This window comes from Vibrio sp. 1-1(7) (assembly GCF_013048485.1).
GTDB lineage: Bacteria > Pseudomonadota > Gammaproteobacteria > Enterobacterales > Vibrionaceae > Vibrio > Vibrio fujianensis.
This window is the reverse complement of sequence record NZ_VHSP01000002.1, coordinates 191,253-208,707: the sequence shown is the minus strand read 5'-3', so window position 1 is coordinate 208,707 and position 17,455 is coordinate 191,253. Positions and strand designations below refer to the sequence as shown.

Genomic DNA, 17,455 nt, shown 5'->3' with positions numbered 1-17,455 from the left:
CATAAAGTTTGATCAAGTCGACAGGTTATTATTTTACAGTTAGCACTTATTGTTAATTATGCCTATTTTATAAGAGAAAGCTTATGTTCATAATCTGACGTTACGAATTACGAATAGAAATGGCTAGGGAGCTGTTCTTTCTTTATTAAAGTTGCGAAAACAAAGGAAGTGAATGGCAAATCAAGAGGTTTAGAAGGGGGAATATTATCAGCGATGCCAACTCTTCGCTGGTAATATATCTTTTGATGCAGGAGAGCACATGTCGATTTCGCGTAGAACTTTTTTAAAGGCTGGCATCGGCGTTGGAGTTGTGAGTGCCGCCGGTGTTGGGTATCGAGAATTATCTAAAGTAACAACAAATGCCAAAATCTTAATTGTGGGAGGAGGGGCCGCTGGAATTGGTATTGCTAACCAATTGGAGCATCATTTGGACGGTGCAACGATAACCGTGATAGAGCCGCGTGGTTTTCATTGGTATCAACCGGGCCAAACTTTGTTACTTGCAGGAGTTTATACACAAGCCAGTGATGTGATCAGTGCGAATGAACGTTTTATTGATACGAGTGTGCGATGGGTTGAAGATTCAGTTGTTGAGTATCAACCTGAGCAGAATCAAGTGGTAACAGAAAATGGCCGAGTGATCAGCTATGATTACTTGATTGTCGCGACGGGGGTTGAACTTCGTTATGACTTAATCGAAGGGTTTGATCCGCAAGAAATCGGCCAAAATGGGATAACCAGCATCTATTACAGCCCACAAGCAGGAATCGCTAGTCATCAACAAGCTCAAACCTTTGCTCATAGTCAAGGAGGGAAAGCGGTGTTTACTCGTCCCCAAGGAGCGATGAAGTGTGCGGGTGCACCAATGAAAGCCACTAATTTGGTGGAGTCTTTTGTTGCTAACGCCGGTCATCGGGACGATTTCGTTTTTGATTATTTTACGTCAGAAAACTTCCTTTTCTCGGTTAAAGTGTTTGACCAGCGAATACGAGAGATTTGGCAGCAGCGCAGTATTGAGCCACATTTTCAGCATACTTTAACGTCGATTGATACCAGTAAAAAACGAGCCACATTTCAACTAGCAGACCAATCGACACACACTGTTGATTGGGACTTTATACATGTTGCTCCCCCTATGACGGCCATTAAAAGCATCAGAGAATCGCCATTGGCAGATAACGAGCAATTTAAGGGGTATCTAGAGGTCGATCAATATACGATGCAGCATAAGCGTTACCATAATGTTTTTGGTTTGGGCGATAATGTAGGTACGCCAATAGGTAAGACAGCGGCGTCGGTTAAAACACAAATTCCGGTGGTGACGCAAAATTTAACGGCGCTGATAACAGATAAGCCCTTAGTTGCGAAATGGGATGGGTATACTTCTTGTCCAATGATCCTAGATGTGGGACATGCGATGTTATGGGAGTTTGACTTTACTCTTCAGCCGATGACAGCGCTACCGTTTGAAGTGGTTGATCCTTTAAAAAGTAGTCGTTTTGCTTGGAAGGTTAAAGAATCGGTGATTAGACCGATTTATGACATGATGCTCCATGGTTATACACCAATGTAGCGTCTTTTTATCCCCTTCCTACTTGAAGCTGCAGGGGTGTTGGGGACGTTCTTTCACCCCAATCACATAGCCTGCCTATGCTCATGGGGATGATGAAAGCCATCCGTGGCTTTCACCAAAGGCCAGCCTACCGCTATTCAAATTTGTTCCAGACAAATTTGTCACTCACTTGCCGCCTATCTGCAGCGCCAAGTGGTTTGGGGATAACACTAAACCCGTTATATCCCCTTAAACTGACTGATCTTTGTCGCTAAATGAGTCATCTGTTTTGCTACCCCGTTCACCGAATGCTCACCTTGTTGGGTGAGTTGTTCCGTGCGGCTACTTTGTTCATTTAAATTCTCGATGCTTTGATTAATTTCCAGTACCGCTGCACTTTGCTCTTCTGCACCTTGAACGATGTGTTGATTCATCGAAAAGAGTGCTTGTAGTGTGGTATTGAGGGACTGAACATCATTGACGGCTTGGTGATGAGTGGTCAAACTGTGTTGGCTATTTTCATGCACAACTTCAATTTGTGTCGTCACTGAATTCGACGCTGATCGCAGCTTATTGATGATGTCTTGAATTTCCGTGGTTGACTCACTGGTGCGCTGAGAAAGTGAACGTACTTCATCGGCAACGACGGCAAATCCTCGACCATGCTCTCCGGCTCTTGCGGCTTCAATGGCCGCATTTAATGCTAATAAATTCGTTTGTTCGGAGATAGAACTAATCACTTCTAGTACGCGGAGAATATTTTCAATATGGCTATTAAGTTGTTGCAGGCTTTGCTGACTGGTTGCCATATTGGAACCCAGTTGTTCAATGTGGTTGAGGCTACTCTGCATCGCAGAGAGGGCATTTTGTAATGAGCTATTGCCTTGTGTTGAAAGCTCTCCAGCATGGTTAGCAAGCCGTGTTGCTTCTTCGGTCCGTTCTGTAATATGTTGACTGGCTTGAGAAATTATCTCTAAAGCGCTGCGTTGTTGTTCAGTTGCTTGATTGGTCTCTTTGGCGTTATGCTTTAATTGTAAAAACGCCACTTGCGATTCAGCGACAGTCTGGTTGACTGAACTTAATGAATCTCGGAATCGCTCAATAAAGAGATTAATTTTCTGTGATAAATTCGCTACTTCTGCGCCATCAAAAATATTCACTTTGTGACTCAAATCGAGATGATGAGCGATATGATCTATCTCATTACTTAGTTGTTGAATCGGTTGAGTTAACGTTGTAACCACAACATGCATAATCACTAAGGCGACAGCGATAAAGATCAACGTAAATAGCAGCGATTGAATAAATTGATCGACGATCGGTGAGGTGATTTGAGATTCAGGAATTTCAACCACCACAAAGCGATCCAAATCGGCTAACCAGTAAGAACCAATCAGATAAGTTTGTTGATTAACGATGGTTTCTGTTATAACCGGTGTGGTTTTCCCTGCGATGATGGCTTGCTGCACTTGACTCGTTGCGTGGTTTGCTAACACAGAGTCATCAGGAGCAACTTGAATTTTTCCATCACTAGATGCCAGCATGGCGCGGCCATTAGAGCCAATCCTAAAACCTTCGATCATATTGACTAGACTACTGACATTGAAACCTAATCCCGCGACCACATAAGGTTGATTGGTTAGAGGATTGATTTGTGTACTACGGTAATTAATAAAAATAACGTATTGGCCACCTACTTGATCTTGGTTCATGTTTAATTCAACGGGCTTGTTTTTACCGAGAAAGTTGGGATAGAAATCTTTAAAGGGATAATCGTTAAGACGAGTGGCTCGATGCTGACCATCATAAGTAAAAATATATTTACCTTCCTCACTATCTAATACGGCAAATGCATTGTCTGCGCCGAGTCGAGCCATTGCATTTTCTAAAGCCTGGTGAGCAACAGCCGGGCGATAGATAGATTGTTGCTGGGCGCTCCAATCTAATAGGCCAGAATGGTGAGCAAGAAAATTTGATCCTGTGATCGCGGGCTGTAACTGATTACTGATTTCAAAAGCGAGTCCGCGTAATTGACTTGGCAGAGTATGCGACTTAAGCTCACTCAATTGATCATTTGATGTACGAATTGCCTGTTGCCCCATCGCAATCAGCGTACATGTGACCAAGATGATAGAGAGAACCCAGTTAATTCTGCGACGAATTGATAGCGTTTTCCAATACATAGCATAAGCCTCATTTATTATTATTAGCCAACTAATAGAGAATAGTGTTTATTTGCAAAAATGAACAATAAATGAGCGAAAATAAAAATAACCAATTCATTAACTTATTGATTTTAATTGTTTTGTTATGAGGGTTCTTGGTGGTGGGAATGAATGAGAATCAATAACTGATTCACGAGCAGCTTGAACAGAGTCGCTCTATGTTTAAAGTAAGGATCTTTTTACCGCATGAATTTCAAAACGGCTCGATTACTATTAGGCGATCAGCTCAATGCTCAACACGCTTGGTTTAAGAAAGTGGATGATCATGTGTTGTACATTATTGCTGAACTTCATCAGGAAACGGGCTATGTGGCTCATCACATTCAAAAGACGGTGGCGTTTTTTTTAGCGATGCAAGAATTTGCTCAAGCAAGGCAGGAAGAAGGTCATCAAGTCCTTTATCTGACCCTTGATGAAACGCAGGCTTTTGCTGATCTACCGCAATTGATTGCCCACTACGTACAACTAACGGGGGCCACCTCTTTTCAATATCAGCGTCCGGATGAGTATCGTTTACTCGCTCAATTGGCAAATCTACGTCTTGCTAATACGGCCATTGATTGTGTCGATAGCGAGCACTTTTTGCTGCCGTTTGACGAGATCGAGCAATATTTCCCCAAAGGGAAGCATAAAACGATGGAACACTTTTATCGGCGGATGCGGCAACGTTTTTCGGTTTTAGTCGAAGGCGGTAAACCGCTTGCAGGTCAATGGAATTTTGATGCCAATAATCGTAATAAATTAAAAGCACAAGATATCGCCCAGTTACCCGCCCCTTTGCTGTTCAAAAATAACCCATCTGACGTTATTGAACGGCTAAATCGACATGGAATACAAACGATAGGGCACCTAAAGGGGGATTTACTGTGGCCAATCAATCGCGCCCAGAGTTTGACACTGCTTGCTCACTTCTGCCAAGTGTGTTTACCTCGCTTTGGCCTATTTCAAGATGCAATGACCCACCTGCATCCTGCGCAATGGAGTCTCTATCATAGTCGCTTGTCCTTTGCTCTTAACAGTAAGCTTTTACACCCCAAAGAAGTGATTGATGCCGCAGTTGCAGCGTTTCAGCGTGATAGCCAAATAGATCTTGCTCAAGTTGAAGGCTTTGTTCGCCAAATTCTAGGTTGGCGTGAATATATACGTGGCATCTATTGGGCCAACATGCCGCATTATGCGCAGCTCAATGCATTACAGGCTACGCGTCGCTTACCTGAATATTTTTGGACAGCAAAAACTAAAATGCATTGTATGCAGCGAGCGATTGGTCAATCACTCGATTTTGCTTATGCGCACCATATTCAGCGCTTAATGGTGACGGGAAACTTCTGTTTATTAACAGGAATTAATCCCGACGAAGTTGACGCGTGGTATTTAGGTGTGTATGTCGATGCCATTGAGTGGGTAGAAATGCCCAATACTCGGGGAATGGCTTTATTTGCCGATGGTGGGATCGTCGGAACTAAACCGTATGCGGCTAGCGGCTCCTACATTAATAAAATGAGCGATTATTGTAAGAGCTGTTTCTACGATAATAAGGCGCGCAGCGGTAAGGGGTCGTGCCCATTTAATAGCCTTTATTGGCGATTTATGCACCGGCAACGTGATCGCTTAGCGGTGAATCCCCGTATCGGAATGCTGTATCGCTCATGGGATAAGATGGCCGATCAGCAACGCGCTGATATTTTGCAGACTGCAGAATATTATTTGAGTGACCTGGAGGCGTTATAATGGATATTTTGCTGGTTGCCGCAATTGGTGGAATTGGTTTATACGCCAAACCACTTGGCGTTGCAGATAGGCGGTAAGTGAGTGATAAATTTGAACAGCCGTAGGCTAGCCTCGGATGGCTCTCATCATCCCCATGAGCATAGAACAGGCCATGTGATTGGGGTGAACGAACGTCGTCAACCCCCCTACAGATTCAAGTAGGAAGGGGATAGCCATCGTAAAAGAGTTATTAACGGCCTTACCTGAAGCAAATATTCATGCTAATCATTATCGACCATTCAAAAATAGGAATTTCGCTATCTTAGCAGAGTTGGCGTATCATGCGCTTATCGCCTTTATGATTGACCTTTATGCCGAAATCAATTCCTGTCCATACCCAATTCAATCCTGATCCATCTTCGCCAATTACCTGTGCAACCTGTCAGGCTTGTTGCTGTCGATTAGAAGTGATGATTATTAGTGATACCGGGGTTCCTGAGCAATATATTGCGATTGATCAATGGGGCGGAGAAACCATGCGTCGTTTGGATGACGGGTGGTGCTCGGCGCTTGATCGTGAAACCTTTATGTGTAGTATTTATGAATTGCGACCTTGGGTTTGTCGTGCCTTTGAAATGGGGGCGCATGAATGTTTACAAGAACGTGAGTTGTTTAATCCTTAAGTCTATGGTAGGAGAAAAATGATTAAAGTCTCTATTTTAAGCCGCCCATGCTCGTTACGGTTAAGCCTTGTTACTTTGTTCGTGTGTGGTTCCACTGCTGTTTTTGCCTCCTCTGCTTGTGTCGATCTGATCGGTTGTGAGAGGAAAATTTGTGAAATAGAACGGCAGCTCGACGATGCCAAGTTACATGGTAATAAGAAACAGGAGCAAGGCTTAGCAAAAGCCTTATTGGCTGTACAGCAACATTGTACTTCTGAGTACTTAATGGAAGCATTATTGGATGATATCAAAGAGAAAAAACAAGATATTATCGATTATCAAAATGATAAGCAGGACGCTGAGCGTGAAGGCAAACTACAAAAAGTTGAAAAATATCAGCAGAAAATAGAACGCCAGCAAGCAGAGCTAGAGCGGTTGCAGCAAGAATTAGCCGATCTTTCGACAAAATAATGTCATGTTTTCTACTGGAAGTGGCGTGGCTGCGTTGTTGATGCTGTTGGTTTCTTGCAATGTCATGATGATGGCGTGTGATGCTAGCTTTCCTTGCTCACTACAGGTCAGCCTGTTGCTTTGCAAATTTATTTTTGATTAATTTGTCACTGACTTGATGATAATTTAACCAAGCCTTTGAGCTATGTGTTTCAGCGCTCAAAGGCTTGCTATTCTCGACGCTTCTGTATAATAAAAAGCAACGTATTTACACTGTAAACTCGTTAAACTTGAAAGCGACCCACTAACTGATAAAGCTCATTTGCACGTCCATTTAAGTTTTTGCTGCTTGTCCGGTTTTCATTAGCCAGCTCGGCTGATTGACGACTTTGATCTGAAATCACCACAATTCGTTGTGAAATCTCTTGCCCAACTAAACTCTGTTGTTCTGTTGCTGTTGCAATCAGCGAGTTCATATCCATGATGGTACCAATCGACTGTTGAATTTTTTCTAGTGCCTTGGCTGCGTCGCTGGCTTCTTGTACGGTAGATGCACTACGGTTTTGACTTGAATCCATCGCCTTCACTGCGTTATCTGATGCAGATTTGAGTTGTTGAATCATAGTATGAATTTCTTCAGTACTGTCTTGTGTTCGGCTGGCAAGTTTACGCACTTCATCTGCCACCACAGCAAAGCCTCTACCTTGGTCTCCTGCTCGAGCGGCCTCAATAGCGGCGTTGAGTGCTAATAAGTTGGTCTGTTCAGCAATGTCTTGGATGACTTCAAGTGAGCGAGAAATATTTTGTACATCCCCTTCCAGTTTAGAAATCACACTACTAGCATCAGCGACTTCTATCGCTAACGCTTGTACTGACTGTGCCGCTGATTCGACAATGTTATGTGCGTCTAATGCGTTGTCTTCAGCATCTTTAGCGGATTGAGCGGCTTGACTGGCGTTGTTCGATATTTCGTGCGCTGTTGTGGTCATTTCTGTCATTGCCGTGGCAACCTGTTCTGTTTCTTCCCGTTGATTTGATGCTAAGTCATCCACTTGTGCGGCGCGTTGCGTCATGGCATCGGTTTCATCTACGACTTGCAAGCCCACCTGATTAACACGCTGAATGATCTCCTGCAAGCTGGCAACAAAAGTATTAAAGTTACGGCTTAAGCGTGCAAATTCAGGAATACTAAAGCTTTCCATTCGAGCGGTAAGGTCTGCATCACCATTGGCAAACGAACGTATCGAATTATCCAAAATATCCAGAGGACGCATAATGCTCCGGTTAAGAACGATGACCATGATGCCGACCACAATCACAATCACCCCAGCAATAGAAGCTAATTTCCATAAGCTACCGGTTAATTGCTCGTCTGCTCTTTTTTCCATGGCGGCAATTTCAGCATCGACATCGTCGGTATAAAAGCCGGTACCAATAGTTAGATCCCATTGAGGGAGGTAAACCGAATAACTCAATTTAGGTAAGGGTTGTGATTCTCCTGGCTTAGGGAAATAATAAACAGAGAACGCCTTTTTCTTAGCATTCGTTATCAAATCTTGGATAAGGTAGTTACCTCGACTATCGGTCATGTTGATCAAGTTATCGCCAATGCCAGCATTGCTTTGTCCTAGCAATACACGGGTTCCTTTGCTGTCATAACCGAAAATATAGCCATCAGCACCAAATCGGATTTCACGTAGAATGGCCAGTACTTGGTCTAAAGATGCTTGTTGCTTTCGTAATGGCTCAATTGCTGATTCGGCAATCTCTAAATAGGATTTTAGTTCGGCCTTTTTCATCTCCATCATCGCTGAGCGAGTGGCGGTCATTTGTTCGTGGCTTAAACTTTGAGTTTCTGAAAAAGTAGAATAAATCATACTCAATGTGATGAGTAGTAAAGGTATGATCGATAAAATATAGAGTCTGTGGCGTATAGTGAGATTCATAAGTCTTCCATCCTAGGTATGCCGAAAATAATCAACTGATAGTTGTTTTTTATTATGTGCTTTTACTTGAAGCTGTTGTGGCGTCAGCCATTTTTGCCTAGCGCAATAACCGCATCATGAGACACTCGGTTGCCACGTCCTTGCTGGGCCAAATTACTTGTTTATCCCCTTCCTACTTGAAGCTGCAGGGGTGTTGGCTACGTTCGTTCACCCCAATCACATAGCCTGTCTATGCTCATGGGGGGCTCTCACTTGCCGCTTATCTGCAACGCCAAGTTGTTTGAGTATAGTATTATAATAATACTGTAGTTAGCGGTTTATGCTTGGAGAATAACGGCTAGTCGGTTCACATTTTTTATTTATTTTTCGGCGGGTTTGCAGCTTATTTGGTTTACTTGTTGTTCAGCTGGATTTTTGTGTTTCAATAGTCCGTTTTGTGTTTCTATAGCGATAGTTGCTTGTGTTATACTCCGCAGCCATTTCTCCAGTAAGAGCCTTATACCATGAGCTTAAAAAATGACATTCAACAACTAAACAATCGCCTTGATTCTTGCCGTCACAAGTTGGATGCTGCTAAGGCTCGCGGCGATAGTGCCATGATCAGTAAATTTACCGATGAAGTAGATCAATTGACTAAACAGGTTAATAGCTTAAAAAATAAAGCCGAATATGAGCTTAACAAAGAGCGAAAGATGCTATCCGATATGCCTTTTTATCGTGAACTAACCAAAGCAGAGCAGGCGGATCAAGGGAAGCTGAAAAAATCAGTCAAAGGTTTAATTATTGTCCATCCCACCACTAAAATTGGCCAAGCTTTACGCTTGCAAGCGATGACTGGTTTTGCACCCAAACCATTTTAAGTTGTTTTTCTGAGCGATAAAAAAAGAGCCAAGCAAGGTTTGGCTCTTTTTTAGTGCTTTAAAGAAGCGTTTTAGTATCCCATCAGTTGTAATAAGTTCTCTGCGGTACTGACGGCTTCTTTACGGTTAGCAATATTCAATTTTTGATACAAATTTCGAATATGCGTTTTAATTGTCGTGCCAGCAACATCGAGTTCCTGAGCTATTTGTTCATTACTAAAACCAGAATAGATCAGCCCCAGAACCTGCCATTCTCGTTGGGTCAGCGGGCTGGTGCGAACCAGTTCTGGGATGTTGGGATGGTTGATTAACTTTTCAACAAATTCTTCATCGAAATGAATCGAGCGACTACGTTGAGTGGTGGAAATTTCTTTAACCAATTGTTGTGCTCGATGACGTTCTAGATCACCTAGTTCTACTCGATGTGTTAGTTTTTCGAGCAAATGACCGATTCGGTGACCATCAACCAGAAAATTACCAATCATACCAGTTTGGTTGGTCAGATGGAGTGCCTCTTTGAGTTTTTCTCGGGCCAAATCTTCTTCGTTACAGGCGACCGCTAAAGACGCTTCTACAATTAAGTTTCGGTTGAGATCGGTCAATAAATGGTATTCTTGCGCTTGCTCATGAATAAAGAGCAGTGTTTGTTTGGCTTCAGCATACTGTTCTAAGCTAATTTGAGCGCGCGCAATATTACGCCATTGCAGTTGCAAAAAATGGTTATACGCATTTTCGGGACGAGTTGTGACACTTAACCAATTTTGTATCGCGTCGGTATCTCCCCGAGCTTGCCAATACAGTAATAATGACAACGATGCATTAGCTGTCCAATCAACATGATAATGAGACTGTTTCATTAAATGCTGCACTTGTTCGATAAACCTTCCGGCTTTATCCAGTTCTCCACGGCCAATGGCAATACGGGCTAACATTGAGTAGCAGTGCAAATGTTGGCTAGGCGAATGAGGGCCAAGAACACTTAGCCCCTTATAAGCACACTCTTCTGCTTCATCTAACCGATTCCAGCACCAGAGTATTTGCGCTCGGATACGTAGCAGAAACTCATGAAGTGGTACTTGGTGTAGGTGTTGCTCTTCAACTAGCTTAAACGCATTTTCTTGCACTTCAAAAGCCGCTTGCACATACCCTTGAGCTATTAAAATTTCACTCTGCTGTAAAAGAGCCCATAGAGCTTGATGATAAACTTGATATTGACGGGCCAATTTCTCAGTTTGTTGCATCATCGACAGTGCTCGGCTTAATTGCCCTAGAACATGATTCACTTCACCGACCACAGAGGTTGCCACGATACGACTTAAATAAACGCTATTATCAAGCTGGCTCAAGGCCAGTTCGGCCAGTTGTAGGGCTTTTTCTGGTTCATTTTTATTGATCGCGACTTGAGCCAGTAAGGCATTAAACTCACCTTGTTGTTTACTACTGAGTTCAACATTGAGTGCTTGCATCTCTTTTTTTGCTTTCGCCAACATGTCACCGACAACGTCATAACGATGCTGACTTTGTGCTAGCCATGCTTGCAATAGACACAATTTGGGTTCTTGGTAAAGCTGATTAGGTGAGAGTAAGTTAATCGCAGATTCAAGTACCTTAAGCTCGCCTTGGTTAAACATTTTCCAGCCATACTGGGTTAAGATGTTAGCTAGTAGCTCGGTGTCTTGTGCTAGGTTGGCATGGCGTAATGCTTGGTGAGGCGTGGAGGCTTCAAGCCATGCTTGGGCGGCAGAGCGATGCAGTTCTTGCTCTTGTTGAGGGATACGGGCTAAACGCTGATGAGCAAGAAATTCTGCAAATAGATTATGGAATCGATACCAGTTATGTTCACCTTCAAGCGGGTAGATAAATAACCCATAACGGTTGAGAGACTCAATCATGCTTAGTGCATCATCTCGTTTGGTTAGCGTTGCAACTAAACTATCATTGAAATGATCCAACACTGAGCATTGCATCAAAAAATAGCGAGTATCCTCATCGAGTAAATCAAAAACCTCCTCAACCAAGTAGTCCCAGAGGTGGGCATGGTTAAAATGGGAAACCGATTCAGCGGTTTGCGCTAAGGTACGTTTTTGATGTTGAGCTTGTAGAGCAATAAGTTGTAGCGCAGAAGGCCAACCTTCAACATAGTTACGTAGGTTGATGGCCGTTTTATCATCAATACCATCGGCCACTCGTTGATTGAAGAAACGCGTGGTTTCCTCTGAATCAAAAGCTAACAGTTCATTACCGATCTCGATCATTAAATCCCGAACCCGCAGGTTTGCTGTACCTAGTGGTGGCGTGGTACGGCTCGTCACCACTAATGTTAAATTATCGGGCATATGCTTCAGGAAAAATCGCATCGCTTCATGAATATCGTCATCATTGATGAGATGATAATCGTCAAGCACCACAAAACATTCCTGATGAAATTCGGACATTTCAGCAAAAACTTCACTAAACAAAGAGTGCAATGACGAAAATTGACGCCGTTCCGCGAGTTTCTGGGCATTAGGGCAGCTGTGCTGAGTCGCTTTATTAAGCGCTTGGAGTAAATAATTGATAAAGCGAAATGAATCATTATCACTTTCATCGATGCTATACCAGCCGATATTGGGTTTGTCTGCTAGCCACTGGGCGGCCATGGTAGTTTTTCCATAACCGGCCGGTGAACGAAAAAGAACTAATTTATAGCAAGGCGCGTACTGTAAAAGCTCTAAGACTCGTGGACGAACAATCGCATTATGTAGCCGTCCCGGGCGTGTTAATTTAGAGGGTATCCACATTGTATTGTCCCGTCATTGCGTGTATTGAAGGTTTGCTTATCCATAGTGACAAAGATGTTACTAGAAGTTTGGATAGCAGGTTATTGATCGAGCGCGGCTTTTCTGCATGATTCACAGTTTCCCATTAACTACGCCCCGTAATTGTGATTTGAATCACTTTCTGCTTGAGTGATATTGAAGGTTTTAAACGTGTTCCATACGAACAATGATGAAAATTAAGTAAAATATAAAAATTATTTGTGACTAAAATAACGTTTTGAGTAAATAGTTATCAAGTCTACAGCAGGCCACCAGCAAAAATAATTGGCGCAATTTAGAATGTTGGCGTGATCGACGTCACTTATAAAAGCGATTTAATCCCCATCAATGAGAGCTAGATCACTGCAATTTAGCGATGCTTCCCTCTACGCCCTAGCTCCTCCTCCCGATTTGCTAATTGATCAGGAGGATGTTTTGTTGAGTTAGCCGCGGCAGGATATGACCTAGATGGATTAGAACCTATAAGTGAGATTTCTCGATGAAACCTACGCAACAGAAAGCTTTTGATAAAGCATTATTCCAAGCTAACGTAAAACGACACCTAACCGCGACTTATGCGACCACGATAGAGCAGGCTTCGGCACGTGCTTGGTACTTAGCAATGGGTCGAGCGTTAGCTGAGCTAACCACCTTTGATCTACTTGAAACAGAACAAGATCAACGCATCGTTAAAGCTAAAAGCCTTAACTATTTATCACTGGAATTTTTGATTGGCCGCTTAACAGGTAATAACCTGATTAGTATGGGGTTGTATGAACAAATTTCAGATGCGATGGCCGAGTTGGGCCAAAGTTTAACAGATATTCTAGAAGAAGAACGCGATCCATCATTAGGTAATGGTGGTTTAGGCCGTCTGGCAGCCTGTTTTATGGATTCATGTGCTGCGCAAGAGTACCCAACCGTTGGATATGGTTTGCATTATGAATACGGCTTATTTAAGCAATCTTTTGAAGATGGTCACCAGCAAGAAGCACCAGATGCGTGGCGCGGTGTTGAAGGTTATCCTTGGGAAGTTGCTCGTCCAGAACTGAAGCAAGAAATTGGTTTCTATGGTCATGTTGAGGTGTATAACGACCATGGCAAAGAAAAGCGTCGTTGGGTTCCAGGTATGTTGGTTCAAGCGATGCCTTGGGATTTACCGATTGTTGGCTATCAAAGTGAAACGGTTTATCCATTACGTCTTTGGGAATGCCGTGCGATCGCGCCGTTCTCGTTAGAAAGTTTTAACAATGGTAACTATTTTGAAGCTCAGCATGCACTAATTGACGCAGGTAACATCACGAAAGTTCTTTACCCGAACGATAACCATGAAAAAGGTAAAACACTGCGTTTAATGCAACAGTACTTCCATAGTGCAGCATCGGTACGTGATATTTTGCGTCGTCATGAGGCGGCTGGATTGACACTGCAAGATTTACCTAAGCATGAAACCATTCAATTAAACGATACCCACCCAACGATCGCGATTCCAGAGCTGATGCGCATTTTAATTGATGAGCGAGATTTGAGCTGGGAAGCTGCATGGGAAATCAGTTCAAAAACGTTTGCTTATACTAACCACACCTTATTACCCGAAGCGTTAGAAACGTGGAGTGAATCCTTGATTCAGCGTTTACTACCTCGCCACATGGAAATTATTTACGAAATCAACCACCGTTTCTTACAACAGGTTCGCGCTAAATGGCCTGGGGATGTCGCTAAGCAGCAAAAATTGTCGATTATTGAAGAAGGGTTCCATCGCGTTGTTCGTATGGCGAATCTGTGTGTTGTGGGCTCTTATGCGGTCAATGGGGTTGCGGCACTACACTCTGAATTAGTAAAGCGTGACTTATTCCCAGAATTTGTTGAGCTTTATCCGGGGCGTATTCAGAACGTCACTAACGGTATCACCCCACGCCGTTGGTTGAAATTCTGTAACCCTGGATTATCGAGCTTAATCACTGAAAAAATAGGCGATCAATGGCCTGCCCATCTTGAGCAATTAGCTGAAATCGCTAAATATGCAGACGACAAAGCGTTCCAAAAACAGTTTATGGCGGTGAAAAAAGAGAATAAAACACGTTTGGCGCACTGGGTGAAAGAGAACATGGGTATTGAACTCGATACCAATGCGATCTTTGACGTGCAAATTAAACGTTTGCATGAGTACAAACGCCAGCACCTAAATATGCTGCACATCTTGTCTCTCTACCACCGTTTACTGAATGACCCTCATTTTGACATGCACCCACGAGTGGTCTTTTTTGCGGCAAAAGCAGCACCGGGTTATCACCTAGCGAAAGAAATTATCTATGCCCTAAACAAGATCGCAGAAAAAGTGAATAACGATCCTCGCGTAAATAACAAACTCAAAGTGGTCTTTATTCCCGATTATCGAGTGAGCATGGCGGAAATCATTATTCCTGCAGCGGATGTTTCTGAGCAAATCTCCACTGCTGGTAAAGAAGCGTCAGGCACAGGCAACATGAAAATGGCACTCAACGGCGCATTAACGATTGGAACCATGGATGGTGCCAACGTTGAAATTCGTGAAGAAGTGGGGGATGACAATATCTACATCTTTGGTCTAGACGTAGATGGTGTCGAAGCATTAAAAGCCCAAGGTTATAACCCTTATGATTACTATAAGGCTGATCCTCTGCTCAAGGCCTCTTTGGATCTTCTACTCGGTGAGGAATTTACTCCAGGTGAACCCGGTAAGTTACGTGCCACTTATGAAAGCTTACTTGATGGTGGTGACCCTTATCTTGTATTAGCAGACTTTGCTTCTTATGTGCAGGCTCATGAAGCTATTGATAAGCAGTACCGCGATCAAGCTGGCTGGGCGAATAAAGCGATTCTTAATACCGCTTTAGTGGGTAAATTTAGCTCTGACCGTAGTATTCGTGATTACGTGAATAACATTTGGAAATTGAAAGCGGTCAAACGTTAATCATCCCAAATTTCCAGCCAAGGCGTGACCTTGGCTGGTTCATTCCTTTTTCTTATACCCTACATGATTTGAAGGGGAGTTGTCCCTTCGGAGAGAGCGATGAAAGAACATTATGCATTAAAACAAGTCGCTGAGATGGCAAATATTGCCGACAGCTATATAAGCGCATGGGGCGACGTAGCAAACGTTTCAGACGACACAATACGTCGTCTTTTGGCGTCTATGGGATATGATACGAGCAGTGATGACGCTCTCTTGAAGTCCGCGGAGAAAAAGCACAAAAAAGAGGTGTTGGATTCTGTACTGGTGATTCCTGACGGTGACGCAATTGAAGTTCCTCTTTACTTGGGTGTGAGTGCTCGTGAAAGTGAATTTAATTGGCGTCTTGAAACAGAACAAGGTGACGTTCTTGAAGGGTATTTGCAGTCTCAAATTGTTCGAGATGAACGCTCTGAAGGCGGCCCTTTAGTATTTACGCTCCCGAATGATTTACCATGGGGGTATCACACCTTATTGATTACGCGCAAACGCCGTAAATCTCCTTATCGTATGACACTGATCATCACACCGAAAGCTTGCTATAAACAACCTGAGTTAGAGAAAGGTAAGAAGCTTTGGGGGCCAAGTATTCAACTATATACACTACGTACTCAGCATAACTGGGGAATGGGTGATTTTGGTGATCTCAAACAATTAGTGGCAGAGATTGCCTCTCGCGGCGGTGATTTTGTTGGTTTAAACCCGATTCATGCATTATTTCCTGCTAATCCCGAAGGCGCGAGCCCATATAGTCCATCTTCACGTCGTTGGTTGAATATTTTATACATTGATGTGAGTTCAGTACCTGAATTTGCGCTAAGTGCGCAGGCACAGCAGCAAGTGGGAAGCCAAGAATTTCAGCAGCGATTGCAGAAAGTGCGTGAGACGCATTGGGTTAATTACTGTGAAGTCGCTAATCTTAAAATGAGTATTTTACCGCTTCTTTTTGCTGAGTTTAAAACACGTCATTTAGACAAAAATACTGATCGAGCACAAGAATTTTTAAACTTTGTAGAACAAGGCGGCGATAGTTTACGGCATCAAGCTGCATTTGATGCGTTGCATATTGATTTGCATACCCAAGATGATTCCGTATGGGGGTGGCCGGTTTTCCCTGAAAAATACCGTCACTTTGATAATGTGGCAGTGCAAAAATACATTGAGGAACATCAAGAGCAGGTGCAGTTATATATGTATTTGCAATGGGTTGCCGATACACAAATTCATGAAGTGCAAGCTCTGGCTGATGAAAAGGGCATGACAGTCGGGCTGTATCGTGATCTGGCTGTTGGTGTGTCTGATGCGGGTGCGGAAACGTGGGCGGATCATGGTAACTTAGTACAAGATGCGTGTATTGGTGCTCCGCCAGATGTGCTTGGGCCCCTTGGCCAGAATTGGGGGCTACCACCATTAAATCCACAGGCGTTACAAACAACGGCCTACGATGCATACATTAAATTATTACGCGCAAATATGAAGCATTGTGGTGCACTGCGTATTGACCATGTGCTCGGTTTGTTACGTTTGTGGTGGATTCCGAAAGGTGAAAATGCCACTCAAGGCGCATACGTTTACTACCCCGTTAAGGATATGCTCGCAATTCTTGCGTTAGAGTCACATCGCCATCATTGCAGTGTTATTGGGGAAGATTTGGGCACCGTTCCGGATGAAATCGTACAACTGTTACGCGATGCGGGTGTTCATTCTTATAAAGTCTTTTTCTTTGAAACGTCAAAAGAGGACGGCGGGTTTATTTCTCCTAAACACTACGCTGAACAATCTATGGCTGCACTATGTACTCATGATATGCCGACCTTGCGTGGTTTCTGGCATTGTGATGATCTGAAAATGGGGCGAGAAATTGGCCTTTATCCTGATGAAGAACAACTTGAAGGATTGTTTGCTGATCGCTTGAAATGCAAGCAGGGAATCCTTGATTCGGTTGCATGGCATGGTTATTTACCAGAAGGTGTTGGGCGTGATGCGCAGTTGGTTCCGATGGATTCCTACTTGAGTGAGGCCTTACAACTTCATGTTGCCGCGGGCTCTTCAGCTTTACTTAGCGTACAACTTGAAGACTGGTTAGAAATGGATAAGCCTGTGAACATACCTGGTACGGTGAATGAATATCCTAACTGGCGTCGTAAACTCTCTATCAATTTAGACGAGTTATTTGCCCGTGAGGACGTGAACCGTATTGCCGCGAAATTGACCGATATCCGGGCTAAAGCTCGCCATTAACCTACTCGTCATTAAACTA

Annotated in this window: 10 protein-coding genes; 7 read left to right on the top strand and 3 right to left on the bottom strand. The window is 43.3% G+C overall.

The genetic code is table 11. The features are described 5' to 3' along the window. Positions 1-259 precede the first annotated feature (259 nt). The gene (locus tag FKN05_RS09025; protein WP_099610962.1) at positions 260-1,573 is read left to right on the top strand and encodes an FAD-dependent oxidoreductase; all 1,314 of its coding nucleotides are present in this window, start codon (positions 260-262) and stop codon (positions 1,571-1,573) included. Between the two features lie 218 nt (positions 1,574-1,791). Here the strand turns inward: FKN05_RS09025 and FKN05_RS09020 are convergent, their stop codons facing one another. Next, positions 1,792-3,735: a methyl-accepting chemotaxis protein gene (locus FKN05_RS09020; RefSeq protein ID WP_099610961.1), complete on the bottom strand. Its 1,944-nt coding sequence runs from the start codon at positions 3,733-3,735 to the stop codon at positions 1,792-1,794. 228 nt (positions 3,736-3,963) lie between these two features. On the opposite strand from FKN05_RS09020, the gene FKN05_RS09015 reads away from it, so the two are divergent. The 3 genes from FKN05_RS09015 to FKN05_RS09005 all read left to right on the top strand — a co-directional run bounded on the left by FKN05_RS09015 (position 3,964) and on the right by FKN05_RS09005 (position 6,620). Continuing rightward, positions 3,964-5,508: a cryptochrome/photolyase family protein gene (locus FKN05_RS09015; RefSeq protein ID WP_099610960.1), complete on the top strand. Its 1,545-nt coding sequence runs from the start codon at positions 3,964-3,966 to the stop codon at positions 5,506-5,508. Positions 5,509-5,858: 350 nt separating this feature from the next. After that, positions 5,859-6,170: a YkgJ family cysteine cluster protein gene (locus FKN05_RS09010; protein WP_099610959.1), complete on the top strand. Its 312-nt coding sequence runs from the start codon at positions 5,859-5,861 to the stop codon at positions 6,168-6,170. An 18-nt stretch (positions 6,171-6,188) separates the two neighbouring features. Then, positions 6,189-6,620 (top strand): DUF1090 domain-containing protein, encoded by a 432-nt coding sequence (locus FKN05_RS09005; protein ID WP_099610958.1) that lies wholly within the window; start codon positions 6,189-6,191, stop codon positions 6,618-6,620. Between the two features lie 263 nt (positions 6,621-6,883). On the opposite strand, the gene FKN05_RS09000 is transcribed toward FKN05_RS09005, so the two are convergent. Beyond that, positions 6,884-8,545: a methyl-accepting chemotaxis protein gene (locus tag FKN05_RS09000; protein WP_099610957.1), complete on the bottom strand. Its 1,662-nt coding sequence runs from the start codon at positions 8,543-8,545 to the stop codon at positions 6,884-6,886. A 503-nt stretch (positions 8,546-9,048) separates the two neighbouring features. Here FKN05_RS09000 and FKN05_RS08995 point away from each other — a divergent pair. Next, on the top strand, positions 9,049-9,405 hold the full coding sequence (locus FKN05_RS08995; RefSeq protein ID WP_099610956.1) for a YibL family ribosome-associated protein: 357 nt from the start codon (positions 9,049-9,051) through the stop codon (positions 9,403-9,405). A gap of 71 nt (positions 9,406-9,476) precedes the next feature. Here FKN05_RS08995 and malT read toward each other — a convergent pair whose 3' ends face one another. Then, a complete protein-coding gene (malT, locus tag FKN05_RS08990) occupies positions 9,477-12,185 on the bottom strand; it encodes an HTH-type transcriptional regulator MalT (RefSeq protein ID WP_170887348.1) in 2,709 nt (902 codons plus the stop codon). A gap of 517 nt (positions 12,186-12,702) precedes the next feature. Between malT and FKN05_RS08985 the strand changes: the two genes are divergently transcribed. Beyond that, positions 12,703-15,156 carry a glycogen/starch/alpha-glucan phosphorylase gene (locus FKN05_RS08985; RefSeq protein ID WP_099610954.1) on the top strand — a complete coding sequence of 818 codons (2,454 nt, stop codon included), beginning with the start codon at positions 12,703-12,705 and terminating at the stop codon, positions 15,154-15,156. A gap of 99 nt (positions 15,157-15,255) precedes the next feature. Continuing rightward, positions 15,256-17,436, top strand: a complete 2,181-nt coding sequence (malQ, locus tag FKN05_RS08980; RefSeq protein WP_161427168.1) for a 4-alpha-glucanotransferase — start codon at positions 15,256-15,258, stop codon at positions 17,434-17,436. Positions 17,437-17,455: the final 19 nt, after the last annotated feature.